The organism is Bacillus sp. PK6-025 (assembly GCF_056530265.1).
Genome location: NZ_CP096509.1, coordinates 3,457,976 through 3,483,987 on the forward strand (window position 1 = coordinate 3,457,976; position 26,012 = coordinate 3,483,987).

General features: G+C 44.3%; 25 protein-coding genes. 4 read left to right on the forward strand and 21 right to left on the reverse strand.

Annotation, left to right across the window (positions count from 1 at the left end; genetic code table 11):
• Window positions 1-21: 21 nt before the first annotated feature.
• Window positions 22-555 (reverse strand): hypothetical protein, encoded by a 534-nt coding sequence (locus tag M1D67_RS17795; protein ID WP_106071031.1) that lies wholly within the window; start codon window positions 553-555, stop codon window positions 22-24.
• An 88-nt stretch (window positions 556-643) separates the two neighbouring features.
• Between M1D67_RS17795 and M1D67_RS17800 the strand changes: the two genes are divergently transcribed.
• The gene (locus M1D67_RS17800; protein ID WP_479831415.1) at window positions 644-1,228 is read left to right on the forward strand and encodes a TetR/AcrR family transcriptional regulator; all 585 of its coding nucleotides are present in this window, start codon (window positions 644-646) and stop codon (window positions 1,226-1,228) included.
• Window positions 1,229-1,416: 188 nt separating this feature from the next.
• On the opposite strand, the gene M1D67_RS17805 is transcribed toward M1D67_RS17800, so the two are convergent.
• From M1D67_RS17805 to M1D67_RS17840, 8 genes are all read right to left on the reverse strand, one after another.
• Window positions 1,417-1,626, reverse strand: coding sequence for a bacteriocin-like WGxF protein (locus M1D67_RS17805; protein WP_130569234.1), 210 nt, complete (start codon window positions 1,624-1,626; stop codon window positions 1,417-1,419).
• A 13-nt stretch (window positions 1,627-1,639) separates the two neighbouring features.
• Entirely contained in the window at window positions 1,640-2,260 is a 621-nt protein-coding gene (locus M1D67_RS17810; protein ID WP_130569235.1) for an ATP-binding cassette domain-containing protein, read from the reverse strand.
• On the reverse strand, window positions 2,257-4,437 hold the full coding sequence (locus tag M1D67_RS17815; protein WP_479831416.1) for a DUF1430 domain-containing protein: 2,181 nt from the start codon (window positions 4,435-4,437) through the stop codon (window positions 2,257-2,259). Before M1D67_RS17815 ends, M1D67_RS17810 begins: the two co-directional genes overlap by 4 nt.
• 93 nt (window positions 4,438-4,530) lie before the next feature.
• Window positions 4,531-4,890 carry a lactococcin 972 family bacteriocin gene (locus M1D67_RS17820; RefSeq protein ID WP_165389256.1) on the reverse strand — a complete coding sequence of 120 codons (360 nt, stop codon included), beginning with the start codon at window positions 4,888-4,890 and terminating at the stop codon, window positions 4,531-4,533.
• Between the two features lie 353 nt (window positions 4,891-5,243).
• Window positions 5,244-5,579, reverse strand: coding sequence for a YolC/YozM family protein (locus tag M1D67_RS17825; protein WP_130569238.1), 336 nt, complete (start codon window positions 5,577-5,579; stop codon window positions 5,244-5,246).
• Between the two features lie 96 nt (window positions 5,580-5,675).
• Window positions 5,676-6,311, reverse strand: coding sequence for a hypothetical protein (locus M1D67_RS17830; protein WP_130569239.1), 636 nt, complete (start codon window positions 6,309-6,311; stop codon window positions 5,676-5,678).
• Window positions 6,312-6,830: 519 nt separating this feature from the next.
• Window positions 6,831-7,124, reverse strand: a complete 294-nt coding sequence (locus tag M1D67_RS17835) for a hypothetical protein (protein ID WP_130569240.1) — start codon at window positions 7,122-7,124, stop codon at window positions 6,831-6,833.
• 9 nt (window positions 7,125-7,133) lie between these two features.
• A complete protein-coding gene (locus tag M1D67_RS17840) occupies window positions 7,134-8,360 on the reverse strand; it encodes a pyridoxal-phosphate-dependent aminotransferase family protein (RefSeq protein WP_479831417.1) in 1,227 nt (408 codons plus the stop codon).
• 164 nt (window positions 8,361-8,524) lie between these two features.
• Here M1D67_RS17840 and M1D67_RS17845 point away from each other — a divergent pair, with 164 nt between their 5' ends.
• Window positions 8,525-10,123 carry a PucR family transcriptional regulator gene (locus M1D67_RS17845; RefSeq protein WP_130569241.1) on the forward strand — a complete coding sequence of 533 codons (1,599 nt, stop codon included), beginning with the start codon at window positions 8,525-8,527 and terminating at the stop codon, window positions 10,121-10,123.
• Window positions 10,124-10,223: 100 nt separating this feature from the next.
• Here the strand turns inward: M1D67_RS17845 and M1D67_RS17850 are convergent, their stop codons facing one another.
• Both M1D67_RS17850 and M1D67_RS17855 read right to left on the reverse strand, forming a co-directional pair.
• A complete protein-coding gene (locus M1D67_RS17850; RefSeq protein WP_020452856.1) occupies window positions 10,224-11,420 on the reverse strand; it encodes an MFS transporter in 1,197 nt (398 codons plus the stop codon).
• Between the two features lie 180 nt (window positions 11,421-11,600).
• A complete protein-coding gene (locus M1D67_RS17855) occupies window positions 11,601-13,007 on the reverse strand; it encodes a YfcC family protein (protein WP_023856201.1) in 1,407 nt (468 codons plus the stop codon).
• A gap of 242 nt (window positions 13,008-13,249) precedes the next feature.
• On the opposite strand from M1D67_RS17855, the gene M1D67_RS17860 reads away from it, so the two are divergent.
• Both M1D67_RS17860 and M1D67_RS17865 read left to right on the forward strand, forming a co-directional pair.
• On the forward strand, window positions 13,250-14,296 hold the full coding sequence (locus M1D67_RS17860) for an anthranilate phosphoribosyltransferase (protein WP_479831418.1): 1,047 nt from the start codon (window positions 13,250-13,252) through the stop codon (window positions 14,294-14,296).
• Window positions 14,297-14,375: 79 nt separating this feature from the next.
• A complete protein-coding gene (locus M1D67_RS17865; RefSeq protein WP_020452859.1) occupies window positions 14,376-15,197 on the forward strand; it encodes an endonuclease I family protein in 822 nt (273 codons plus the stop codon).
• A 126-nt stretch (window positions 15,198-15,323) separates the two neighbouring features.
• Here the strand turns inward: M1D67_RS17865 and M1D67_RS17870 are convergent, their stop codons facing one another.
• The 10 genes from M1D67_RS17870 to sufC all read right to left on the reverse strand — a co-directional run bounded on the left by M1D67_RS17870 (window position 15,324) and on the right by sufC (window position 25,886).
• Window positions 15,324-16,163, reverse strand: a complete 840-nt coding sequence (locus M1D67_RS17870; protein WP_023856203.1) for an FAD binding domain-containing protein — start codon at window positions 16,161-16,163, stop codon at window positions 15,324-15,326.
• A 221-nt stretch (window positions 16,164-16,384) separates the two neighbouring features.
• Window positions 16,385-17,506, reverse strand: coding sequence for an NAD(P)/FAD-dependent oxidoreductase (locus M1D67_RS17875; RefSeq protein WP_479831419.1), 1,122 nt, complete (start codon window positions 17,504-17,506; stop codon window positions 16,385-16,387).
• Between the two features lie 64 nt (window positions 17,507-17,570).
• A complete protein-coding gene (locus tag M1D67_RS17880; protein ID WP_020452862.1) occupies window positions 17,571-18,431 on the reverse strand; it encodes a DMT family transporter in 861 nt (286 codons plus the stop codon).
• Window positions 18,432-18,461: 30 nt separating this feature from the next.
• Complete coding sequence (locus M1D67_RS17885) at window positions 18,462-18,845, reverse strand: hypothetical protein (RefSeq protein ID WP_023856206.1); 384 nt, start codon at window positions 18,843-18,845, stop codon at window positions 18,462-18,464.
• A 270-nt stretch (window positions 18,846-19,115) separates the two neighbouring features.
• Window positions 19,116-20,237, reverse strand: coding sequence for a response regulator aspartate phosphatase (locus M1D67_RS17890; RefSeq protein ID WP_075212650.1), 1,122 nt, complete (start codon window positions 20,235-20,237; stop codon window positions 19,116-19,118).
• Window positions 20,238-20,697: 460 nt separating this feature from the next.
• A complete protein-coding gene (gene sufB / locus M1D67_RS17895; RefSeq protein ID WP_020452865.1) occupies window positions 20,698-22,095 on the reverse strand; it encodes a Fe-S cluster assembly protein SufB in 1,398 nt (465 codons plus the stop codon).
• Window positions 22,096-22,113: 18 nt separating this feature from the next.
• Window positions 22,114-22,560, reverse strand: coding sequence for a Fe-S cluster assembly sulfur transfer protein SufU (gene sufU / locus M1D67_RS17900; RefSeq protein ID WP_020452866.1), 447 nt, complete (start codon window positions 22,558-22,560; stop codon window positions 22,114-22,116).
• Entirely contained in the window at window positions 22,550-23,770 is a 1,221-nt protein-coding gene (gene sufS, locus M1D67_RS17905; RefSeq protein ID WP_020452867.1) for a cysteine desulfurase SufS, read from the reverse strand. The genes sufU and sufS overlap by 11 nt, the downstream gene beginning before the upstream one ends.
• Complete coding sequence (sufD, locus tag M1D67_RS17910) at window positions 23,770-25,083, reverse strand: Fe-S cluster assembly protein SufD (RefSeq protein WP_479831420.1); 1,314 nt, start codon at window positions 25,081-25,083, stop codon at window positions 23,770-23,772. The genes sufS and sufD overlap by 1 nt, the downstream gene beginning before the upstream one ends.
• A 17-nt stretch (window positions 25,084-25,100) precedes the next feature.
• Window positions 25,101-25,886 (reverse strand): Fe-S cluster assembly ATPase SufC, encoded by a 786-nt coding sequence (sufC, locus tag M1D67_RS17915; protein ID WP_020452869.1) that lies wholly within the window; start codon window positions 25,884-25,886, stop codon window positions 25,101-25,103.
• Window positions 25,887-26,012 lie beyond the last annotated feature (126 nt).

The window sequence follows — 26,012 nt, forward strand, 5'->3', positions numbered from 1 at the left end:
AAGCCGGACATCCGGCTTCTTTTAACGGGCTTTCTTTGGAAAAAGGGTAAAGCTGAAACTGTACAGAAAATCGATGGCAAGGATGATCGACCATAAAGAAGCGATGCGGATTAACGGTTCCGTTCTTTCCGGGTCGCCGATGAACAGATGCATCCCGGCCAGCAGCGCCGCCCCGATCAGCCATGCGATAAAATGCCGCAACCAGCCTTTGCGCTCTTTTTTGGCGTGTTCTCTGCCGTACTGCGGGCCTTTAACAGGCTTCGGACCGCCGGCAAAGCGATAGGCGAACCTTTCATCCGCCCATTTGATCATGCGGCTCCCGAACGCGATGCTCACGCCGATATAAACGGCGGCGATGCCGTGCAAAACATCCGCTTGCGCCCCATTGTACAGATCAAGCGCCGTTGCAGCCAAAAGCAGCAAATCCAAAACCGGGGTACATGCAAACATGATCAAACCAGCCTTTTTCCAGCCTGCCATATAGCGAAAAATAAGGCCAAGCAGAATAAAAATCCAAAAACCAATCTCACAAGCTATAATCAATAAACCAATCACCTTTTATCCGCCTCTCTTTTTAACACATTTGTACTAAAAAATTATAACACAGATGTATTAAATAATACAGCCGTGTTATAATGTGTGTATGCCAAAAATAGTTGATCACGAAAAACAAAAAGAAAAAATTGCCGAAGCGGTGTGGAATGTGATTCACAGGGATGGACTTGAACATTGCACCGTCAGAAATATCGCTAAGGAAGCCGGACTTTCGGCCGGATCGATGCGCCATTATTTTCCCCAACAGTCTGAGCTTTTCATTTATTCAATGAGGCTTGTGGCAAACCGGGTCAAAACGCGGATTGAGAGCATGACATTTAACGGTGCACCGGCTGAGAACGTCAAACAGCTTCTTTTTCAGCTTATGCCTCTTGATGAGGAGCGAAAACTGGAAATGGAGGCATGGTATGCATTTACGGCCAAATCGCTCAGCGATCCGGAGCTCAAACCGTTGAGAAAGGAGATGAATGAAGGCATTTATTCAGCCTGTAAATCGGCTGTTGAAATGCTGGTGAATACCGGCACCAAACCGGGGATCGATGTTCTAAAGGAAACCGAGCACCTGTACGCCCTTGTCGACGGGCTGGCGCTTCATTTGATCATGGCCCCTGAAAGGCTGACGGCTGAAATGATCGATTCTGTATTGGCCGGTTATTTAAGATCGTTGGAATAGACACAGATCGATCGGATTGCACCAGAAGGGAGCCCACCAATAGCACCAAAACAGAGCAAGAAGATATGAAGTAAGTCGATGTTTCAGCAATCAATGAGAATAGCTGAAAATATGTATTAAAAGAGAGGTTATTACCCCCTCTCTTTTTGTTTAAGAATCTTAATCGCTAGAACCAGCACTCTTCTTTATTAAGCCTTGTAGTTACTTTTGTTGGAACTCAAGTTTCTAAACACGAGGGAAGACACTAAAGCTAATACGAAATAGATGGCCACAAATCCACCCCAAAAGAAAAGTGCTTCATCAACTTGAATCCCAAACATTCTAAAGATTATTCTGTGAACCACAGCTGCAATAATAAGCAGGATGCTTGTAAACAATGCAAAAGTGATATGTTTCATTTTTTTCAGCTCCTTACGACAGATTGATTACTCTATCAGAGCAATCAGCGATTTTTTGATCATGCGTTACGCATATAATTGTTTTCCCCATGTCTTTTAAGCGATGAAATAGGGACAGAACAATGTTCTTATTATACTCGTCTAAGTTTCCAGTTGGTTCATCGGCCAAAATAATATCACAAGGTTTCAATAAAATTCTTGCTATTGCAACTCGTTGTTGCTCTCCGCCGCTTAACTGGTAAATCTTTTTCTTCAAAAAGCTTTTATCTAAACCCACCATTTCCAATACTCCCGGTAACTGACCTTTATGAAAGTTTTTTGCATAAGCAGTGGAAAGCAATAAGTTTGTCAATACAGTTTCATTGTCCATCAGAACATAGTTTTGAAAGATATATCCTAGATGTTCTCTCCTTAACTGCATCACCTCTTTCGCCTTCGGGTTCGTATATCCTAGAATTGTAACATCCCCCTTATCTGGTGAATCTAATAGGCTCATAATATTTAAAACAGTGGTTTTTCCTGAACCGCTCTTTCCAACAATAGAAACAAATTCGTTTTCCTTTATTTGAATCGAAAAATTAGAAAGAACTGTTTTTTCATCGAAACGTTTAGATATGTTTTCAAGCTGAATCATATTCTATCTCCTTTTATTATCTTATTCATGTTCTTCCTATTTAAATAAACACTTAAGAAATAAAGAACAATCAATTCGATTCCAGCGAACAATAAGATAAAGTAAAGCAGTTCAAAGACTTTGTAATAGATGCTGAACCCAATTCCAATAAGGGCATTAGATGCAATTGATAAAATGATTAATTGCTTATTCCTTTCCCAATATGAATATCCAAATATTTCTTTAAGGTAAAGACGATAAGCATTTGTGCTGTAGTAAGACCAGATATAAGAAACAAGGAAAGCTACAGACAAAATAAGTGCTATAACTAATCCGATGAGGTACTGTATAAACTGATTTTGAAGCCTTGCAATTTGATCACTTAACTCTTGATAGACGGATATCGCAGAGTCAATCAAGTTCTTCGTGTCTGTTTTTTTCAAATAAGGCGTAATATGATCATAAGCCGCAGTTTTTGAGGAATCAGAAAAAAATAAACATGAGGTTGCGTATGCACCTATAAAAGATGAGTCGACATTATCAGTGAAAACAATTGCAATCGGATCAACAATGTTGTTTTGATTTTTAATATCGCCAAACTCACTATTAAAGGAGAAGTATTTTTGTTTATTCTCCGTGTAAATGATATTGATTTTTAATTGGTCTATTTTAAGAGCATTTAAAGGCCGATTCATTTCTTCGTTGTATAGATTGTCTACTTCTACTTTTTGAAAGAAAAACTGTTTCTTATAGGCCTCGATGATTTTTTTTTGGTATTCAGCATATTTTTTTGGAACGAGGATATTTAATGTGTTTGGATCGTAAGTTAAATCTTTCTTAGTGATCAGTTTCTCATTTGCCCCGGTAATGGGATTAATCTTCAAGTAATTAGGACTAATCGTTATACTTCTTCCTGAAGGAGAAAAAATTTCATTTTCTTGTGTTGCATTCAGAGTATAAAAATAAACCGGGCTCTTTCCTTCTCTCCCCATTAGGGCGTAGTTTTCAGCATCCATAATAAACGCATTTTTGTGCTGCTCCAGTTCGTGATAAAGCTTTCTGACTTTATCGTTCTTTTCTCTGTCTAACTTTAAATCACTATAATTTATACCTGTATTAGCAAAGCTGAGTTTATAAACGGTCTGAGTCTTATTCCAATAGAATTTGTTCTCTAGTTGTTGTTTTAAATCGAATAAATTAGAAAGGGATGAAGAAATTATATTGAATAGAAATATTGTGACGACTAGCTTCAACCCCAACGACAACCACTGGAATTTTTTAAATGGGGTACTCCCTTTAAGGATGCCGCTTGTATCGCTATTGTTATACAAAACCGATGTAATTAACACGGAGAACCCTGCCAATGTAAGTGCAGCAATTAGAGTATTTCGAATATAAACCTTAATGTAAATCATTAACCAATCATTCAAATCAAAACCAAGAGCAAAAGTCACAAGTAGAAGGGCACCAGAGAGTATGATAATAGTAAACGGTTTAAGAAAAAGACTTGGAAGAGTTAACAGCGATTTGATTTTGGAATAACCCCATAGTTTTTGTAAGAGCAATTGTTTACGATTCTTAATCACGAAATATAGGACGCCAATAAATAAAATCAACATGGAAAGGACTATTAACAAAAGTAAAGTAGAATTAAACAAAAGAAAGTCATTCACACTAGAGTCTTCAATGCTTACATCACCAAAATCCGAAAATTCTTTGATAGCCTTTTTTATCACTTCCTCTTCCAGAGACGAAATATAAAATCTATTTCCAATACCTACATTACTTATTTGATCAATATCAAAATACTTGATGTTCCATGTTGATAGGGGAAAGTGGATAGCACCAATCGAATTTTTTTCATCTGATTTTTTGAAATTTGATATGTATCGTGAATGTTCCTTTTTGTCTCGAATATGTATTGAAGGTTCTTCTTTAATATTTGAAGTATAAATATTTAAAGTTTTCTCATCTAAAAAGTTGTATTGTGAAACATTCACTTTCTCTTTTTTTGAGAATTCAACCAATCTCTTTATAAAATCCTCACTCTTAAAGGGCGATTTGTCGTAATTCACCACTAATGCTTGTTTATTAGAAAATAACGTATAAAGAACTTGTTTATTAAGCGTATAGTGATAGCTTGATAGATTCATTGAAATAAAAAAGAGAATAAACAATATATAGATTGTTTTCTTCATTTGAACCTCCTAAATAAGAGATCCGGTGCCAACTCTTTGGGATTATGTAGACACCGGAAAGAAGATTTTATATACTCACTTTAAAAATATTCTTTACTTCGTATCCCAAAAACATTTATTCCCCCACAACACTTCTGCGACGGACGCATAAGTGTACCCCTCATTCTTGGATTTCCATTTTGCTGAAAAAAATCTTTGTCCCGCCGCAGCGCTTGATTTGTGAGTTTTTTTAGTGTGGTTGTAATTAGATTTAACCCAACCTTTTTCGATACCATGATACCAAGTTCCCCCACCAGCTTTTGATCTTGTCAATTTCGTGATATTATACAAATCCCTTGTTTCATCTAGGTTTATTTCCCCGTGAGTTGCATCATCATCTGAACTAGCGAAAACAACAGACGAGCCAAGTAAAGACAATCCTAAAACTACTGAAGCCAGAACTCTCTTTTTCAATGTAAAACCTCTCCTTTTTGATTTTACAAGAAAGTATGTAATATACTGTCTCGTAAAAAATGAATATTTAACAAAAATCGTAATCTTTTGTCTATTCAAGAAGAAAAACTCACCTTATACAAATCATGCACCCACAATAAAAACATGAAAATAGTATGTTGTTTTTTCAAAATCACCTCCAATTATCACCTCCATTATTTCCTAATAATAGGTTGTTTTGATTATACAATACCATTTATTTCATATCAACCAAATTCGACAATATTGGAAAATATGTAAATAACAAGGCGGATTTCAACTTCAAGAAATCAATACAGAAAAAGAAAAACAGGCCTCTCAGCCTGCTTTATTGATTAGCTCTCTTGTTTTAGATCTTCAAGGACTTCTTTTTTTAATTCCTCAACATTTCTTTTGATGATTTCAATTTTGTATTTTTCTTTTATTTCTGCAGTTAAATTTTGATCTAAGTATTCTCGAAGCTTTTCTTCGCTTCTTGTATCATCTAGCCCGATTGATATAAATGGATCTTCTTCGCTTCCAGTGATATAACTAACAAAACCGAACTTATCATATGCGCTATTAAGTACATCTTCAATTGTTTTTTGTTCTGAATCAACTGCGTGTGAGGCCGTATTAAACAAAAATAAAAAAGGTGCTAGGAGCAATACTCCGATTAGTTTCTTATTCATAATTCCCTCCTTAGTAAAGTGTTTTCTCTTACACAGCATTAAGATCAACGCTAGTGTTTAATTCATCATCTCAAAAAACAAGTTTCTATAAAAGAATCAATCGTACCATAAAGTTGTTTTCTTTATATAAACTGTTGTCTTTCCGTTGCTTGGGTTTACAAAATGAATTCGATACTTTTTCCCTTTCTTTACGGAGAAATTCATGTGCATTTCACCTCTCCATCCACCTGGCAAAGTGACTTTTTGTGCTTGGTTTCCGGGAGCTCCATTTTTATCATATTTCACAATAATATTAAACGGTTTAGCTGTGCCTTTGGGTGTTATTAAGATTGTTTTTGGATCTTTAAAAGCGTAGCCATATTTCCCTTGTCCAAGGTAGAGGTTATAATCAAAGTGAAATCCAGTCTTCGGAGTATATGTCTTATAAGCCAATTTAAATGGATGATCTTCAGTTTCTGAGGAAGTGGAATCTTGAGGTTGATCTGGTGTGAGTTTAATCATATTTTTTAATTCTTCTAAAGTATATGGGTGAATTTCATCCCCGTTTTCGTCAAAATATTTGATCTGCTTTGCAATTTCTTCTTTTTTAGTCTCTAGCTCATCTTGTGAAAGAATTTTTGTTTCAGTTGAAGGCATTGTCATTTTTTTTGCTGCTTCTGCCTTGATACCTACGCTGAATCCTAAAAGACTGATACAAAATACGACTACCATTGACCACAATTTCGCTTTCATCTTTTATCATCTCCTTTATTCTATTTACAACACTAATATAACATAAAATTCCTGGAAAAACTTTCTTCATATCAAAAATAATGTTTAAAAATTTATGTCTTTATAAAACATAAAAAGAAATTTAAAAAAAGTTCACCAATCTTTTCGCCATGACCTTACTCCTTGCGTCTAGGAAAGCTGAACATCGAAGCAGACGACTTTCGCAGGAGGTGATAACGCTTTATTAAGTCAGGATACCTAGACATTATATTATTACTATTTTTGTCAAGAGTGTCAGACATCAATTGTTTATTGAAAATACAAAAAAACAGCCTAATCACAGACTGTCTTTTTTGTGCGTCAGTGAACTGCTTTTGCTACTCTTTCGTTCCGCCTGCTGCCCCGTTCGTGTCGGAGCCGTCAAACACGAGCCTTCCTCTATTAAATGCCGCCGTTATGCGGCATGGGAAAACATGTTCTTCGTACAGGCTTTCTTTATGCTGTGCAAACATGCTGTATTTGTAACGGTATACGTTTCATTCAGGCTGACGATCGCAAAATCGGCGTCACAGCCGATCTTGATCTGCCCTTTACGATTTCCGAGGCCAAACCGTCTGGCAGGGGCGAGCGCCGTTCATTTCGTCCGGCCCTGCTCACTGAAAATCGACGGTTCCCGCAAATATGTATTGATCTTCGGCCTGAAAAAATTTTCGGCCGCACCACATCATGCACGCCCAGCACAGCAATCATCCCGTCTTTGACGCCGATATCGGTTTTCCTTACGTCTGAGCACACGACGGAAGCGCCTTTCAAAAGCAAGTCAAACGTTTTCATGAGATTAGCCTACTCATGATAGAAATCCAGAGCCGCCTGAAGCGCATTTCCCGGCGATACTGAAGCACCTGTGCGAATAAGAACCGCTTCGAGAGCAGCCAATGTAAAAAGAACATTTTCTTTTCGGCAGCTGTACCCCATTGTCCCGATTCTCCATATCTTTCCGGCCAGCGGTCCGAAAGAGCTGGCGATTTCGACGCCGAAGTCGTCAAGCATCATCTTCCTGACAAGGTCCGCGTCAACCCGATCAGGCACTTTCACACAAGTGACGGTCGGCAGCTTTTTCCGGCCTTCCGTAAACAATTCGAGACCCATCGCTTTGATGCCCTTGATTAGCGCTGCTTCATGCAGCCGGTGTCTTGAGAACCGCTCGCGGAGCCCCTCCTCAAGAACGACCCGCGCTCCTTCACGCAAACCGTACAGCATCGAAGTCGCTTCTGTATGATGATTGAGGCGCCTCGCGCTCCAATAATCCATCAGCATGCCGAGGTCAAAATAATTGCTGGAAATCGGCAAGCGTCCTGTTTCAAGCTCGATATCTTCTCTTGTGGCAATGCCACGTTCTACCTTTTTCCTTTCATTGATGCGCTTTTCAACCCGGCTGTTAAATGTGATCGGCGCCATCCCGGAAGGAACGGATAAACACTTTTGCGTACCTCCGACGACCGCGTCAAGGCACCATTCATCCGTATTGACATCCGTGCCGCCGATCGTAGCCACCGCATCGACTACACAAAGCACATCAAGCTCCCGGCAGGCCCGGCCGATTTCTTCAAGCGGCTGAATGCATCCCGTTGACGTCTCGCCGTGCACAACCGCGACGATCTCCGGTTTCGTCCGTTTGATTTCGGAGATGATCTCTTTCGGTTCAAAAACGTCTCCCCACGGGCATTCCATTGTATAAACATCCGCCCGGTACCGTTCGCAAATTTCGGCCAGCAGATAGCCGAACCGTCCGAAAATGGGAATGAGCACCCGGTCCCCCGGTTTGATGAGACTGGCAAGGACGGCTTCAAGCCCGGCCCGCGATGTCCCGTCTATCGGAAATGCCCATTTATTTGTCGTTCGGAAAATCTGCCGGAGCAGCGCCATGACGTCATTCATCATGTCTGTAAATGCAGGATCGAATTGTCCCAGTACAGGTGAGGAAAGCGCCCTCAGCACTCTCGGATGAACCTCGACAGGACCGGGAGTCATAATTGTCCGTTTCGGAATATTCATTTCGCCAATTGTCATGTGAAGAAACTTCCTTTCTTTTTTCTTGTTATATTTCTTTACAACTCTCTATATAAATACAAGTTTACTGGTAACATGAAAAATAAACATCGGCATAAATGTCACAAATCCGCTCATTTTTTGTTGATAATGACTAAAATGACAAAGGAGGTCTGTACAGATCAATGAATATCTATGACATGATGAAACTCCCCGTGTTTAAAGGCGCAACGCTTGCCGCCGGAAAAACTGGAGGGACACGGAACATCGAACACATCAATATGATGGATGCGCCAGATATTGCCGATTATCTGCATCACGGCGAGCTCCTCGTCACGACCGCATACCATTTAAAGGACCGGCCTTTTTTATTGAAGGAATTGATTGAAAGGATGATCAGGCGGGGCTGCGCCGGACTCGGCATCAAAACGCGCTTTTTGCAGAAAATACCCGACGAGGTGATCAAGCTTGCCGACGAGCGGTCATTTCCGATCATCGAGCTAAATAAAGATGTCCGCCTCGGTGATATTGTCAATCATACACTGAGCCATATTTTGGACAAACGGACGGCAGAACTCGAACAGGCCATCACCGCCCAAAAAAAGTTCACAACCCATATTATGAGCGGAAAAAGCATTCAATCGCTCTTGCATAACGTCTCTGCTGTTTTGAAGCTTCCCGTTCTTCTTTTCAATCAGCATCTCAAGCCGATCGCCTCCTCAAAAGCGGATGCCGCCGGGACGCTGTCGCATTATGAAGGAATATTTCAAAAAGGAAACAGGACGGGGCTCACCTGTTTTTCAACGCTTCCCGACAAACAAACCTATTCGGTATTTCCGATCTATACTCATGAAAAAAAATGCGGCTTCCTCGTTGTCTGCGGGATGATTTCCCCTTCAGACAAAGGCTTGCTGTTAACCCTCGAACAAGCCGCCAATGTCATCGCCTTTGAGCTGCTGAAGGAAAATGCGCTCAAACAATATTTGCGAAGAGCACGGAACGAGTTTTTCAGCAATTTTTTGGACGGCGCCTTTTCCTCTGCTGAAGAAATTAAAAACCGGGCCAAAGAATTTCAGCTCAAGTGGGATCAAAAATATGTGTGCATTGCGGGCAAATTGGACCGCCGCGAAAAATCGCTCAGCTTCACGGAAAATCAGCTTGAATCAGATTCCGTGTTCGAACGCCTGGAAGAAGAGCTGGTTGACTTTCCGTTCCCTCCGCACCTTTTCACAAAGGGAAATGTCTGCTTCCTGCTGGCCGAAGCGACGGACAGCTGGGCTGAACTGAATGCAGACGTCAGCGGATTTTTAAAGACGTTTCAGCGTCATACAGCGGAGCACTTTCAGCGGACAATCTCTTTCGGAATCAGTAACCTCAGCCATCAGCTGAGCGACGTTCCGCACATTTGCAAAGAAGCCGTCGACGCGCTCCACTCCGGCCATTTGTCCGGCAGCACCGAGTTCATCCAGACGTACCATATGAAAGACGTCTCTGAGCTTTTGCGCATGATTCCGGCTGATGATTTGAAGACATTTTACACGCATGCGCTGCATCAGCTTGCCAGCCTGCCGAAGGATGACCAGGGGCTCCTGCAAACATTGTCCGTCTATCTGGAAACGCACTGTCAGATTTCTGAAACGGCCAAGCGCCTGTATGTCCACAGAAACACAGTCATCTACAGGCTTGAAAAATGCGAAGAATTGCTCGGGAAAAGCCTGAAAGATGCGGACACAACCCTGCGCTTGAGACTGGCGCTCAGAATTCAAATGCTGCTTGGATTGTGAGAAACTCCAACAGCAGCAACCGGGGAAAGTTAAGCCATACCGGCATTGCTGATGATTAGACATTCATCATAGAAAAAAGCCGGCATATGTGCCGGCTCCCTTATACTTTTTCGGGAATTGCGCGCGTCTGCTGCTTCCGCCCCCAGCTGACTGCCGCCAAAAAGCTGAGCACGAGAACGACCGCACCAAAAATATATGGAATTTCCACGTTCACATCGAATAACAGACCGGCCACCGTCGGTCCGACAATGTTGGCAAGGCTCATAAACGCATTGTTCATGCCTGCGGCAAAGCCCTGTTCATCACCGGCCATTTTTGAAATCAGCGTATTAATTGCCGGACGAAGGATGGACGTCAGCATGAAGAAAACAATTGTTGCACCGAAAACGAGCCAGTACGAACCGGCAATCGAGCAGACGGCAAGCGCTGCGGCTGAACCGATCAGCGTCATGTTCATCAGCTTTTTTTCGCCGAAGCGGTTCGTCAGCATCCCGAGGGCCACCGCCTGGACGAACACGCCGATCAAGCTTGCCGCTGTAATGACAAAGGCAATGTCTCCCGGTGTAAAGCCGTGCTTATGATCGACATAAAGGCTGAATACCGCCTCAAAATTCATGATCCCGAAGTTCAGGATGAACACGAGGACAAACAGAAAAGCATACGGCGATCGCAGCGCGCGCGCCATTTGCTTAGGAAGCGGTTCGCGCTTTTGAGCGGAGCGGCGCTTTTCAAGCATCTTTTCTTGACTGAGCGTTTCCGGGAGGACAAAAAGCGATAAAACCGTCGCCAAGCCGGCTAATCCGGCTGACACGTAAAACGGAAAAGTGAGCCCGTACGCAGCCAAATATCCGCCGGCTCCCGGACCGATGACAAAGCCGAGAGACATCGCGGCGCTGATCAGCCCCATCCCTTTGCTTCGATCCTTTTCCGATGTGATGTCGGCGATGTAGGCAAACATGGCCGGCACCAAAAACGCCGCTCCCGCTCCGCCGAGAAGGCGGGAAACAAACAGCAGCCACATCTGGCTCGCCAAGGCGAAAAGCAACTGGGAAACCGCAAACGCACCGATGCCTAAAATGATCATTTTCCGTCTTCCGTATTTATCGGTCATTTCCCCGGCAACGGGCGAAAACAGCAGCTGGGTAATACCCGAAGCCGCAATCAGCAACCCGAGCGTGCTGCCTGACGCGCCGAATTCTTCTATAAACGTAGGCATGAGTGGAATAATCAAGCCTATACCAAGCATAACGATGAACACGTTCAGCATGAGAATATACAATCTGGCCATTTTTTTCATCCGCGGATACCTTCCTTAAAGCCCGATAATACCGGACAATCTTAAATTCGATCAATTACTAAATTAGTATATCCACAGATAGGTTCAAAGTCTAGTTTTTTCATATTTTTGCATATTTTTTCTTCTGAAGGAATGATGGGAAAATAAAAAAGCGGAGGATTCCCCCGCCTTTTTATCCATTTACGACCAGCCGACAGCGTTAGCAAACAGCAGGAAAAGCACGGCCGCTCCCATCCAGAGGCAAAACAGCGGAAGGATGAATCGCAGCCACTTGTTCCAGGCAATCCGGCTGATCGCAAGCGTCGCCATAAAGTAACCCGATGTCGGAAAGACGATGTTTGAAAAACCGTCGCCGAATTGGAAAGCCAGAATTGCCGTCTGCCGCGTAATTCCGACAATATCAGCCAAAGGCGCCATAATCGGCATCATTATTAAAGCCTGTCCGCTTCCGCTTGGAACAAAAAAGTTAAACAGCATCTGTGTGAAAAGCATCGCCGTAACCGTTAAATAAGAAGGAAGCTGTGAGACCGCATGAGACAAGCCGTAAACAATCGTATCCATGATCTGCCCGTCGGCCATAACGACCGCAGCAGCTCTTGCAATGCCGCAAATCATCGCCCCGACGAGCACTTCTTTAAAGCCCTCATTAAAGGACTCGGCAATGTCTCTCGAGCTCATGCCGGCAATGTAAGCAGGAATGATGCCGAGCGCCAGGAAATAGCCCGCCATTGTCAGCATATCCCACCTGAAATAAATGACACAGCCAATCAAGCCGGCAAACAACCCAAGCGCCGCGATACCGGCCCATTTCACCCGTCTGCCTGCTTTAAAAGCAGGCACCGCTTCTACTGCTTCTTTCCCCGTCAGGCTTTTTTCAGGATGCGCCCTGACCTTTTCCGCATATTTGAGCACATATACAGCGGCAATCGCCGTAATGACAACAAAGATGACCGCCCTGTACCCCATCCCTGAATAAAGCGGGAGACCGGAAATCATTTGTGAGGTTCCTACGGTAAAAGGGTTTGTCAAAGCGCTCGTAAAGCCGGCGATCGTCCCGCACAACGCAATTGCTGCTGCTGTCATCCGGTCATATCCGAAAGACAGCAGCAGCGGAAGAATGACAGGGACGTAAACGATGGAAAGCTCAGGCGTCCCGATAAAACAGGAAATGCCGGAAAAAACGAATATTAAGACAGGTGTAACGAAAACCGGTTTGTTCCTGAACTGACCCGCCAGCAGACGGACACCGAGCTCAATGACAGACGCTTTCCGCAGAACGGCAAAAGCGCCGCCAATCACAAATGTAAACACGATAATCGGGGCCGCTTCTGTCATCCCTTTCGGAACAGCCGTAAGCAACCCCAAGATATCAACCGGCGTCTGTTCGATCCGTTTGTAGGACGCCGGATCAATCATTTCCCTGCCGTCCGGACTTTCCACCCGTTCATATTCGCCCGCCGGAATCACATATGTCATAAGCGCCATTAGACCAATCATGACAGCCAGAATGACATAAATATGCGGAAATTCCTTTTTGCTTTTTTCTTTCTTGTTCACGTCTTCTGTTTTGTAAGCCGGCATTCCCATTTTCGATCATCCCCTTTTCCATGTTAACTTTTTTAACATATTAAATGATTACAGCATTAATCGCATTGAAAAATCCTCTAAATTTCAGCATGTTTTCAGTTAAAATACCTAAATCTACACGGCCAATCCAGAAAATCGTCATATTTTCTATCAAGTATTAAGCCGACAATCTCGACTGTTCCTTTTCTGCATTTTCATGTAAAGTCATAAGAAAAATCAGCATGTAAAGGAGAGAGTTCACATTGCAACAGTGGATTAAAGAAGTCGCAAGAGGAAAAAGGGGCGCCCGCGATTTAACTTATGAAGAGGCCAAACAGGCTGCAGAAGCGATCGTTACGGGAAATGCCAGCCCCGTCCAGACCGCCGCATTCTTAATAGCGGAGCGGATGAAAACAGAGTCCCCTGAGGAATTGCTCGCGTTTACCGAAGCATTGCGGAACAGCTCGAAAACATTGAACCTTTCCAAAGCTGTAAAAGATGCGGTCATCGATTTTGCGGGACCTTACACAGGAAGACATTCTTTTTTAGCAACCATTCCCGCCTCGCTCCTTCTCGCAGGAAACGGAGTCCCCGTGTTTCTCCACGGCAGTGATGCATTGCCGCCCAAATATGGAACGAGTGTAAAAAATGTCCTAGACAAACTCGGAATCCCCTCTGAGACTGATCCTGCGCAAACGGCACACTCACTGGAAGAGGCCTCAATCGGATTCGCAGCCGCCGAAACATTTTGCAAACCGTTTGTTCGGATGAGGAAAATTCGCGAAGAGATCGGCATCCGCACCGTGCTGAATACAGCTGAAAAACTGGTCAACTTCTCTGATGCCGACAAGCTCATGATGGGCGCGTTTCACCGGACGGCCATTCAGAAAATGCATCCCGTTTTTCAGCACTTGACGTACAAAGAAGTGTTCATTGTCCAGGGGGCGGAAGGCTCGGAAGACGTACCGGTCCACAGAGGCAGCTTTGTGTTTACGATAAAAAACGGCGTGATCGATTCCTTTATATTAAAGCCGGAAAAATTCGGGCTTTACGCAGATGAAGCAAAGCTCAACAAACCGCTGTCTGCTGAGGAACAGGCGGAAAAAATAACGGCCGTTCTCGCCGGAGATGAATCGGCCGATACCGAATACGAAAGAAAACAAGTCATCATGAATACCGCATTGCGCTATTATTTGTTCGGACACTGCGCGGCCATTGAAGAAGGCGTCCGAACGGCGGAAAAACAGCTGAAAGAAAAAGCCGGCCTGGAAGCCCTCGAGAGGTGGAAAGCTTCATTTACAAGACCGTAAGAAAACCGTAACCAAAATGATATTTCCTTTTCATGAAAAGATTGGATAATGGAAGAAATGAAAAGGAGGGAATCGAAAGATGAACCGAAAGTGTCTCATACCGTTTATTTTGATGCTGTCAGCGATGTGCGCGCCCACTCAAAACGCAGAAGCCTTCCAGTTGTTTTCCTTACACGTCCAGCCCCATCAGTCCTCGGCTCCGGCGGATTACTATGAACAGGCGCAAGGCAAAACAGGCGAAGCTTTAAAACAAGCGCTTCACGACACAATCGACGATCATAGAGAGCTTTCTTACAGCGAGGTATGGGAAGCGCTGAAAGCAACGGACGAAGATCCGGCCAATCGAAATAACGTGATTCTCTTATATTCCAGAGAGTCGCGCTCTAAACAGGCGAACGGGGGGCAAACTGGCGATTGGAACCGCGAGCACGTATGGGCAAAATCGCACGGTGATTTCGGAACAAGCAAAGGACCCGGAACAGATTTGCATCATCTCAGGCCCAGCGATGTGCAAGTAAACGCCGCCCGCGGAAACCTTGATTTCGACGAAGGCGGCAGCCCCTATCCCGGTTCTCCCGGAAACCGCTATGACGGCGATTCCTGGGAACCTGACAAAAGCATTAAAGGCGATGTCGCCAGAATGATTTTCTATATGGCGGTCCGCTATGAAGGGGACGACGGCCAGCCGGATCTTGAAATGAACGACACAACGAACAACGGATCTAAACCGTACCATGGAAAAATGTCGGTTTTATTGAAATGGCACCATGAAGATCCTGTCGATGCCCTTGAAAGAAAGCGGAACGACATCATCTATCAGCAATACCAGCATAACCGCAATCCATTCATTGATCACCCTGAATGGGCGGAGGATATTTGGGGCTCAGGGGTTCTGAATTGAACAAAAAAAGCGCCTGCCCGGCGCTCTTTTTTTAAACCTCTCTTTTTTTGTTCAGCACACCGATTTTAGGGCCAGTTCAAATTCATGGTATCCCGCGCGCCTGCAAATATTGGATTCAAGCGCTTGTCAAAACGTCTCCTTTTTCAGCATGTCGAGAATGTCAAACAGCGTATGTTTGATGACAAATTTGCGATACTCAGCGGAACCCTGCGCATCGTCCAAAACAGGGCCGGGAAAGCGGCTGATCGCCTTTTCCACCCTTTGATCTACAGGGAGCGATTCGTCATTCAACGCAGATTCCACTTCTGATGAACGAAACGGAAAAGGGCAGACACCGCTAAATGCACAGCGGACGCGTCCGTCTATTTCAAGAGCTGAAATCGTCGCCAAAGGATATCCCGTATCCCATTGCTGCCTCACTTTTATGCTTGCAAAAGGCTGATGAAGATAGCGTTCTTCAATCAAAAGGAAAATAAGGATTTCTCCCTTGTTCAGCTTCAGCTGCTGATCGAATACGTCGTGAATCAAATAGCGCTTTTCCCCCTTGTCTCCGATCGTCACCACTTTGCTGTCGGTTAATAAAAAAGGCAGCACTGCTTCGCGGTAAAAGATCTGCCCGCAAATATTACCGCCAAGCGTAATCTTATTGCGCGCCGTATGGTCGGCCACTTCCCTTACCGCTTTGCTCAACAATGGAAAGCCGCCGTTTTCCGTGATCTCTGTCAATGTTAATGCTGAGCCTAAAGCGAGGTGGCGCCGTTCAAATTGCAGAGTTCTGCACTCAGGTATGTCTTTAATATCGATAACGGCATTTGGATGAATCACACTCAGCCGTCCTGGTATCAAATGTTCTGTTCCGCCGGAAAAATAAGCCGGCTTTTTGCCCTTGCGCTCCAAGCTTTGAAAGAGCTTTACCGCTTCCTGCGCAGATTGGGGCCTGTAATACTCAAAGTCAAACTGGATCATGGCGACCCTCCTTTTACTTTCCAAATTTGTTCGGGAATCAGAGGCGGCCGATTCAACCGAACACCTGCCGTTCAAAAAAACCGGCATGCACTACGAAGAAAGTCAGATGGTTTTCTCAAAATTTTCCTCCATGGATTTATATTGAAAAATTTTCTATTTTAAAACTGTAAACAAGAAAAAAGTTCACTCTAGCTTCGAGTGAACTTTTTTTGCAACATGATTCAACTTTCAAGCGCGCCGGCCGGATCATATAAAGCGATATCAAGCTCAGGCTCCTCTCCCAAGGCGAGCCTTGCCAATTCCGCCCCAAGGTAAGGACCTGACGTGAGCCCTGAAGCGCCAAGGCCGTTGGCAACAAGCAGCCCGCAAATGTTCGGCAATGAGCCGATCACGGGGAGAAAGCCTGGTGTAAACGGCCTGAATCCTACACGCGTCTCAAGCAGCTCACTCAATTCCAAACCCGGCGCAACAGCAAGCGCCTTTGAGAAAATTTCGTGAAGGCCGCCAGCCGTTACCCGAAGATCATCAAGCTCCGCTTCATTTTCGTGAGTAGCGCCGGCAACGATCCGGCCGTCTTCAAATGCCAATATGTATTGGTCATTCGGAGGCATCACAACAGGCCAGCTGCCGGTATCCGCCTCCGGAAGACGAAGATGAACAATCTGCGCTTTTTGGTGGCTGACTGAAAAACGCACGCCGAGCGGCTTCAAAAGCTCGTCCGCCCAAGCGCCCGCTGTGACCAGCACCTGCTCAGCGTATATTTTTTTGTCCGCTGTGGAGATCCCTGTTACCCGGTTTCCTTCATAGAGCAATGAAGCGTTTCCGGCAACAACTGAAGCTCCGTATTTCTGTGCGGCATTCACAAGTGAGCGGCGGAGCAATTTTCCGTTTACGCGCGCGGCGCCGCTGATATGAACCGAGCCGTACCCCTCTGCCAAAGGCGGAAATAAACGCTTCGTTTCCTCATGGGATAAACGGGTGATCTCGCCGATTTCAGGCGCATCCTTGCGCCTGAGATGCGCCCGTTCTTCCATTTTCTCCAGCTTTCGCTCGTCTGTATGCAAGCTGATAGCGCCTGTCCGTTTATACCCCGTCTCCGATTCTCCGTCAGTTTCAAGCTGCTTGATTAAATCGGCGTAGTACGCCGCTCCGCCTTTTGCAAGCTTGTACCATGCCTGGTTTCTGCGCTGCGAAAGCCAGGGGCAGACGATTCCCGCCGCGGCATCTGTAGCCCTTCCCCGCTCTCCGCGGTCAATCAAGGTCACTTCCGCGCCCTTTTTTGCAAGATGATAAGCGGCAGAAGCGCCGAGGACGCCCGCTCCGACTACAATAAAAGATTTCATGATTAACACCTTTTTCATTTCTGTTTAATTACAAATATAACGGATCACATCGATAGAACACAACCTAACCAACAGCTACCGATATCACGCCAAGCACCATAAAGACAGCCGCGACAATTCTAAGCCGTCCGAAACCTTCAGACAAAAGAACCGCCCCCATCACCGTTCCGATTAAAATGCTGATTTCCCGAACCGGTGCCACATAGCTGACCGGAGCAAATACCATGACACTCAGCGCCAAAATATAAGCCAAAGAGTTAAAAACCCCCACCCCGACAGCTTCCATCCGGTGATGCTTCCACTCAAAGCGGACTTCGCTCCAGCTTTTCGCGGCAAAAGGAGTCAATATGATCAGACGGCCGAGCGTATTGCAATAATCAAGCAGCAACGGCGGAATGAGAAACCGGCTGACCGCTGCTTTATCAAGGAGGGTATATGCGGCAATAATACCGCCGACCGCCAGCCCGTAAAGAACCGGTGTGAGCGAGCCTGATTCTTTTAACCGCTTGACTCCCCCTGTGAAAAAAAGAATGCTGATCACAATCAAAAGAATCCCTGTTATTGCGGGCAGCGTCAATGACTCGCCAAAAAAGGCGACCGCCAGCACGCAGGTGAGCAGCGGGCCAGTTCCTCTCGCAATAGGGTAGACGAGGGAAAGGTCGCCCTTTTTGTACCCTTTTTGAAGAACAAGAAAAAAGCCCAAGTGTGCAAGGATGCTCGCCATGATAATGGCAAGCTGCCAGATGCCGATCTCAGGCTTTTCATATATGACAACACCTATGGCCAACGGCGTGTAGACAACGGCTGCAATCGCTGTGAACAGCCAGATAAATGGAACGCCTCCATCGGCTTTTTTTGAAAGGTAGTTCCATGATGCATGGATAAATGCAGAACATAATAATACACAAAAACCCACGGCAGTCATTACACAGCCCTCCGTTCATCATAATGGAGCTCAATGTTTGATGACAATGTAGCGCTTCAATTCCCCATGCCATTTCTTTCCTTTAACAGCATCCACCCAGACGTCATACTTGCCCGGTTTCAGCTTTTTCGTCGGGAAGCTCACCCGAAAATGAGATTTTCCGCGTGTTAAATGAACATCTCGATAGATCAGGACAGTTCCTTTTTTATTGATCAGCCGGACAGCGATCATCGTTCCCGTAACAGGACTTTTTCCAGTGACAACGATCGAAGTGGCTGATTTCGTATATGTATTGGCATCCGTCCTGAATTTCACCGCGCCTTTGGAAGGCATAGCAAAGGCTTCTGTACTCCCGGCAAATGCGGCCAGCAAGAAAACAGCGGCTGTCAACACAGCCTTTTTCAACATTTTCACTGGTCATATCCTTTCTTATATAGTATGAATGTCACATGCTATACCCTTCATTATACATGACAATATGATCTAATAAAGATATTTTACAAGAAGATCCTGTTCTTCTTTTAATGGACAAATACTGTATAAGTGGGTGAAAGGAGGTGATTTAATGTATTAATCAAAGAACTTAAAATAATACTCAAGTATTCAAAATTTGAGGTTTTAATAATGCTGCGGGAATTTTTTTATAGTAAGAAATCCTGCTGCTTTAACTACCCCTAGAACGATTTAGTTTACATGTAGAAAAGCACTCCTTTGAATTTGTCTTCTCGCATTAACTGTTATCCGGTAGAATTCCACTGCATCTCGAATTTTTTCTTTTTTCTCTAATAGTTCTGCTGCTATAAGACCGTATTCCTCCATGTCTGCATACTTGCCTTTACTTTCGAAAAACTTGAACGATTCGCGAACCATATCCAGATCAAATGAAAGATAAAGCCCTTTTATTAAATCAAACTTTGCAAGCATATCTAAATTCTTGTTCTTTTCAGCCAACTCTTTGCCTTCATAGTATAGGTCATCAGTTATTGACAACTTTCCTTGCTTTGCCCTGACATGGGCGAGGTTGAATAATGTTTTTGGCAAAAAACTATGCTTCTCCTCTTTATAAAGGTTCAGAGCTCTTTGAAAATGGTAGGTTGCTTTATCGACATCTTCCAATTTATTGTAGCATATGCCAATATTTAAATGTGATGAACCCATAAGATGAAGAATTCCTTGTGTCTTTGACTCTTTAAGCGCTTTATTTAAATTATGTAGAGCTTTTTCAGGATACATATGATCTAACCAGTTGCCAGCAATAATAAATTGACTTTGCACTCGACGCTCACCGTAGGTTTTATACTTTTTGTATATGTTATACGCACGACTTGCGTAATTCATTGAAAAGAACGTTTGCTTCATATGGTAATAAACTTCAGAAGCTTTGAAATAGAATTCAGCCCTTTCCAGTTCATCACAATCAAAAGAATCAAGTTTTTTCTCGGCTTCCCTATAAAAATTCAACGCAAGGATTAATTCTTTTTGTCTGAAATGATACATCCCAGCGAAAAAATGATAATAATAATCCAACATCCCTTCCAGATTATTCTGACCGCGAATCTTTTTGAACTCATCAAAACGACTATTTAAATTTACACCGGGTTTAGAATACATATAATCAAGTTGAAGATTATGCCGGAAGAGCAGTAAGTTGTAATAGACAATCACATCCTGATTTTGTTCCATTTGTTCTAATTCTCGTTCAACTTCTTTCTTAGTATCCTCAGCCTTGCCTGTCCAATTGTTTTTTAAGGCTGTATACCAAAAATTCATTTTCGTCGCAACCAAATCATATGGTATCACGCTCACATATCCTCTTCCTTTCTAGCAATATTATAACTTTTCTGAAAACAAAAGGTTTCCTTTTTCTTCATAGTCATCATTTTACATAAAAGAATAATTTTTCACAACAGCATTCTAAGAAATCTTTAAAAGTTAGAGGTTCTTTGACCTAATCAATATGATTCGTTTTCCGTGTTCGGGTGAATTTTTTGAAGTATAGGAAGGAAGGCAGAACAGATGAAGGATTATATTTTCCTGTTGATATGTAATTTGGCATAACTAATCGTTAGGAAGGAAAATTCAAACCTCTTTTATGAAATAAAAAGCTAAAGTCCTCTGACCGTATGATTATCATTTAATCTATTCAAGAAAAAACCGCAGATACACTTCTACGCCTTTTAGAAAATTGCTAGGCAATAGATTATATCTGCGGTACATTTGGGGTGCAATCAAATCGAAGTCTGATCACACCCTTTCTTTTCAATGATTAACCAATAGACCCTTCCATCTCAAACTTGATCAAACGGTTCATCTCAACCGCGTATTCCATCGGCAGTTCTTTTGTGAACGGCTCGATGAAGCCCATGACGATCATTTCTGTTGCTTCTTCTTCAGAAATGCCGCGGCTCATCAAGTAGAAGAGCTGCTCTTCAGATACTTTTGATACTTTCGCTTCGTGCTCCAATGAAATGTTGTCGTTCAAAATTTCATTGTATGGGATTGTATCAGAAGTTGATTTGTTGTCCATGATCAGCGTGTCGCATTCGATGTTTGAGCGGGCGCCTTCGGCTTTGCGTCCGAAGTGGACGATTCCGCGGTATGTGACTTTTCCGCCTTGTTTTGAGATCGATTTTGAAACGATTGTGGATGACGTATTTGGTGCAAGGTGAATCATTTTCGCACCGGCATCCTGATGCTGTCCTTTTCCTGCGAGAGCGATAGAAAGCGTCATGCCACGCGCGCCTTCGCCTTTCAGGATAACGGCAGGATATTTCATTGTCAGCTTGGAGCCGATGTTTCCGTCGATCCATTCCATTGTCGCGTTTTCTTCACAGACCGCACGCTTTGTCACAAGGTTGAAGACGTTGTTCGCCCAGTTTTGAATCGTTGTATAACGGCAGTAGCCGCCTTTTTTAACGATGATCTCAACAACCGCGCTGTGAAGGGAGTTTGTTGTATAAACAGGTGCTGTACATCCCTCTACATAGTGAACGTGAGCGCCTTCGTCGACGATGATCAGCGTCCGTTCGAACTGTCCCATATTTTCTGAGTTGATGCGAAAGTATGCTTGCAGCGGAGTATCAACTTTTACGCCTTTTGGCACGTAGATGAATGATCCGCCGGACCATACCGCAGAGTTCAAGGCCGCAAACTTGTTGTCAGTCGGCGGAATGACTTTTGCCCAATGCTCGCGGAAAATGTCTTCATTTTCTTTGAGGGCGCTGTCTGTGTCTTTAAAGACGATCCCTTGAGACTCAAGATCTTCTTTCATGTTATGGTAAACGACTTCTGACTCATACTGCGCAGATACACCGGCCAAATATTTTTGCTCAGCTTCAGGGATTCCAAGCTTGTCAAATGTTTGTTTGATTTCCTCAGGAACTTCATCCCATGATCTTTCTGAACGCTCAGAAGGCTTTACATAGTACGTGATTTCATCAAAGTTCAATGAGTTTAAATCTCCGCCCCATTGCGGCATTGGCATATTGTAGAAGTGTTCAAGAGATTTCAGGCGAAAGTCGAGCATCCACTCCGGCTCTTCTTTCATGCGTGAAATTTCTTCAACGATTTCTTTTGTCAATCCCCGCTCTGAACGGAAAATGGAAACGTCTTTGTCGGCAAAACCGTATTTATATTCGCCGATATCCGGCATTTTCTTAGCCATCCATTTTCACTCCAATCTTTATTCGTTATCGCTGTTTTCTTTGGAAACGCCTTTTTCAAGGGCTTTCCATGACAATGTTGCACATTTAATCCGGGCCGGAAATTTTGAAACGCCTTGCAGGGCTTCAATATCGCCTAAATCGATCGAATCGTCGTAGTCTTTACCCTGCATCATATCTGAAAAGATCTGTGACATCTGAAGGGCGGTCTCCACGTCTTTCCCTTTGATCGCCTGTGTCATCATGGACGCAGAGGCCATTGAGATTGAGCATCCTTCGCCTTCAAATTTTGCATCTTCCACTTTACCGTCTGTTATCTTCATCGTCAGTCTGATTCGGTCACCGCATGTCGGGTTGTTCATATCAACAACGATGCTGTCATTTAAAACCCCTTTGTTTCTCGGGTTTTTGTAGTGATCCATTATCACCTGGCGATACAGTGTATCCAAGTTCACATTAAAAGACATTTGTGAAATACTCCTTTGTCTTCTGAAGAGCTTCAATCAGTTTGTCGATGTCTTCTTCCGTATTATACAGATAAAAGCTTGCTCTTGCAGTGGCGGAAACGTTCAGCCATTTCATCAAAGGCTGTGCGCAGTGATGACCGGCTCTGACGGCGACCCCTTCTGCATCAAGCACGGTTGCCACATCGTGCGGATGAACGTCTTCAAGGTTGAATGTCACGAGTCCTGCACGTTCGGCCGGACCATAGACAGTCGCGCCTTCAAGCTCTTTAAAGCGCTCCAGGGCGTAGGCCGCCAAACGGTGTTCATGCGCCAATATTTCGTCAAGTCCGATGTCTTCAAGGAAGTCAATCGCCGCTCCCAATCCGATCGCACCGGCAATGATCGGTGTGCCGGCTTCGAATTTCCAAGGCAGCTCCTTCCAAGTCGATTCGTAAAGACCGACAAAATCAATCATTTCTCCGCCGAATTCTGCGGGTTCCATGTTTTCAAGCAGTGCTCTTTTTCCATACAATACCCCGACCCCGGTCGGACCACACATTTTGTGGGCTGAAAACGTGTAGAAATCGCAGTCCAAATCCTGGACGTCAATTTTCATGTGAGGTGTGCTTTGCGCACCGTCTACGACCATGACCGCGCCGTTGTCATGCGCGATTTTGGCTATTTCCTTAATCGGGTTGATCGTACCGAGAACGTTTGAAACATGCGCAGCCGAGACGATTTTTGTATTTTCCGTCACCGTTTCCCTGACATCGTCCAAGGAAATGGTTCCGTCTTCCTGAAGCGGAATGTACTTCAGCGTGGCGCCGGTTGCTTTGACAGCCTGCTGCCACGGAATAATATTCGCATGGTGCTCCATCGGTGTAATGACGATTTCATCACCAGGCTTGAGGTTTGCGCGGGCATAGCTGAGCGCAACCATATTCAGGGCCGTTGTCGTACCCCTTGTAAAAATAATTTCCTGCATAGACTTCGCGTTTATAAACTTCCTGACCTTCTCACGAGCTCCTTCATATCCATCCGTTGCTTTCGTTCCTAATGTATGAACGCCGCGATGGACATTGGAATTGTAAGAGTTGTAATACTCATCAAGCGTCTCGATGACAACGCGCGGCTTCTGCGAGGTTGCCGCGCTGTCCAAATAAACGAGATCGTGTCCGTTGACCTGTTGGCTGAGAATCGGAAACTGTTCGCGAATATCTTTGGCATTCATTATTTTACTTTCCTTTCAATCACAGAGACCAGCTGCTTCTTCACGCCTTCGATCGGAAGTTCATTGACAACCGGTGCGAGGAAGCCGTAAATGACGAGGCGCTCTGCTTCTTCTTTTGGAATTCCGCGGCTCATCAAATAGTAAAGCTGAACCGGATCGACGCGGCCGACGGATGCAGCGTGCCCTGCCGTTACATCGTCTTCATCAATTAACAGGATCGGGTTGGCGTCGCCGCGCGCTTTTTCACTCAGCATAAGAACGCGTGATTCCTGCTCTGCATTTGATTTTGACGCGCCGTGCTCGATTTTTCCGATGCCGTTGAAGATCGAAGATGCGGAATCTTTCATAACGCCGTGTTTTAAAATATAGCCTTCTGAATGCTTTCCGTGATGAATGATTTGCGTTGTAAAGTTTTGAGTCTGTTCTCCTCTGCCGACGACAACCGTTTTCGTATCGCCGAATGTGCCGTCTCCATGCAGATTTGTCGTGTTTTCAGAAACGGTGTCTCCGTCATTCATTAAACCGAGCGCCCATTCAATTTTGCTGTCGCGTCCGAGTGCAGTTCCGCGGCGGCTGACATAAGCCGTTACCCCAGCGGAAAGGTTGTCGACCGCACCGTATTGCACGCGGGCATTCGCGCCTGTGATCACTTCTGACACGATGTTAAAGACCGCTTCCTTAGGGTTCACAGTGCTGATGTAGTTTTCTACATATGTGACTGCACTGTTGTCATCAGCAACGACAAGTACATGGTTGAAAAGCGTTGTATCATTGCTTTCATGGACATAAACAGCTTGCACCGGCGCTTCCAGTTCGACGTTTTTCGGAACGTAAAGGAAGGCTCCGCCGTTCAGGAGGGCTGCATGCAATGCCGTTAATTTATGCTCATCGGCTTTTACGCCGTCTTTCATAAAGTATTTTTTGACTAGCTCGCCGTGTTCGCGGAACGCAGTATGAATATCTGTAAAGATGACGCCTTTATCCTGCAGCTCTTTTGAAAGAGAAAGGTAAGCCGGCGTCTGGTCTCTTTGGACATAAAGCGTTTTGTCTTCATTTCCAATATCGATCAGCGATTTGACCTCATCTGAAAGATCATCCAAAGAATCAAGCGGTTTATTTTCTACAGTATGCTTATCAAACCGTGTAAAATTCCAATTTGTAATTTTCGTTTTATCAGGTTTCGGCAGCGGCAGATCTTCTGCTTTTTCAAGCGCTTCTAAGCGTAGATCTTGCAGCCATGCAGGTTCCTGGTGCTTCTCAGAGAAGCTTTTGACATATTCCCGATCTACAGATAGTTTTGTTTCCAATGTCATGTTTATCCCCCTAACGCTTACGCTTCTTGACCGACAGTTTCGTCTTCGATTCCAAGCTCATGCTTAATCCAGTCATATCCTTCAGCCTCAAGGCGCTGCGCCAGCTCAGGTCCGCCGGATTTCACAACGCGGCCCTGCATCATGACGTGCACGTGGTCAGGCGTAATGTAGTTCAAGAGGCGTTGATAGTGCGTGATGATCAGGCAGCCGAAGTCCTCGCCGCGCATTTTGTTGATTCCTTTTGAAACGACTTTAAGGGCGTCGATATCCAAACCTGAATCGATTTCGTCAAGAATCGCGATTTTCGGTTCGATCATCATCAGCTGAAGAATTTCGTTGCGTTTTTTCTCACCGCCTGAGAAACCTTCGTTCAAGTAGCGCTGCGCCATATCAGGATCCATTTCAAGAAATTCCATGTTTTCGTCCATTTTGCGGATGAATTTCATTAAAGAAATCTCGTCGCCTTCTTCTCTGCGCGCGTTGATCGCTGAACGGAGAAAATCGGCATTTGTAACACCGCTGATTTCACTCGGATACTGCATAGCCAAAAACAGGCCGGCCTGAGCGCGCTCGTCCACTTCCATTTCCAGAACGTCCTTGCCGTCAAGCGTGATGCTTCCTTTTGTTACTTCGTATTTAGGGTGCCCCATAATCGCCGCGGATAAAGTTGATTTACCCGTTCCGTTCGGTCCCATTACAGCGTGGAATTCCCCGCCTTTTATTTCAAGGTTTACACCTTTTAAAATCTCTTTTCCTTCAATCTCAACGTGAAGATCTTTGATTGTTAATGTCGAAGCAGCCATGAAATATACCTCCAATATATATAATCATCATTCTCAATTTATTCTCATTCTAATTTTATAACAAATGAAAAGTGAATACAACAATAGTCTTCCTATCTTTTCGTGTACATGTTCTCAAGTTTAACA

Bases quoted from the DNA above. Each gene is read 5' to 3' on its own strand.
- M1D67_RS17800 (WP_479831415.1), top strand. From the start codon at position 644: ATGCCAAAAATAGTTGATCACGAAAAACAAAAAGAAAAAATTGCCGAA.
- sufC (WP_020452869.1), bottom strand. From the start codon at position 25,886: ATGGCTGCTTCGACATTAACAATCAAAGATCTTCACGTTGAGATTGAA.
- sufU (WP_020452866.1), bottom strand. From the start codon at position 22,560: ATGTCTTTTAATGTGAACTTGGATACACTGTATCGCCAGGTGATAATG.
- sufD (WP_479831420.1), bottom strand. From the start codon at position 25,083: ATGACATTGGAAACAAAACTATCTGTAGATCGGGAATATGTCAAAAGC.
- M1D67_RS17830 (WP_130569239.1), bottom strand. From the start codon at position 6,311: ATGAAAGCGAAATTGTGGTCAATGGTAGTCGTATTTTGTATCAGTCTT.
- M1D67_RS17810 (WP_130569235.1), bottom strand. From the start codon at position 2,260: ATGATTCAGCTTGAAAACATATCTAAACGTTTCGATGAAAAAACAGTT.
- M1D67_RS17865 (WP_020452859.1), top strand. From the start codon at position 14,376: ATGAACCGAAAGTGTCTCATACCGTTTATTTTGATGCTGTCAGCGATG.
- M1D67_RS17805 (WP_130569234.1), bottom strand. From the start codon at position 1,626: ATGAAACATATCACTTTTGCATTGTTTACAAGCATCCTGCTTATTATT.
- M1D67_RS17880 (WP_020452862.1), bottom strand. From the start codon at position 18,431: ATGACTGCCGTGGGTTTTTGTGTATTATTATGTTCTGCATTTATCCAT.
- M1D67_RS17815 (WP_479831416.1), bottom strand. From the start codon at position 4,437: ATGAAGAAAACAATCTATATATTGTTTATTCTCTTTTTTATTTCAATG.
- sufS (WP_020452867.1), bottom strand. From the start codon at position 23,770: ATGAATGCCAAAGATATTCGCGAACAGTTTCCGATTCTCAGCCAACAG.
- M1D67_RS17855 (WP_023856201.1), bottom strand. From the start codon at position 13,007: ATGGGAATGCCGGCTTACAAAACAGAAGACGTGAACAAGAAAGAAAAA.
- sufB (WP_020452865.1), bottom strand. From the start codon at position 22,095: ATGGCTAAGAAAATGCCGGATATCGGCGAATATAAATACGGTTTTGCC.
- M1D67_RS17875 (WP_479831419.1), bottom strand. From the start codon at position 17,506: ATGAAATCTTTTATTGTAGTCGGAGCGGGCGTCCTCGGCGCTTCTGCC.
- M1D67_RS17835 (WP_130569240.1), bottom strand. From the start codon at position 7,124: ATGAAAACGTTTGACTTGCTTTTGAAAGGCGCTTCCGTCGTGTGCTCA.
- M1D67_RS17850 (WP_020452856.1), bottom strand. From the start codon at position 11,420: ATGAAAAAAATGGCCAGATTGTATATTCTCATGCTGAACGTGTTCATC.
- M1D67_RS17870 (WP_023856203.1), bottom strand. From the start codon at position 16,163: ATGATCCAGTTTGACTTTGAGTATTACAGGCCCCAATCTGCGCAGGAA.
- M1D67_RS17840 (WP_479831417.1), bottom strand. From the start codon at position 8,360: ATGACAATTGGCGAAATGAATATTCCGAAACGGACAATTATGACTCCC.
- M1D67_RS17825 (WP_130569238.1), bottom strand. From the start codon at position 5,579: ATGAATAAGAAACTAATCGGAGTATTGCTCCTAGCACCTTTTTTATTT.
- M1D67_RS17845 (WP_130569241.1), top strand. From the start codon at position 8,525: ATGAATATCTATGACATGATGAAACTCCCCGTGTTTAAAGGCGCAACG.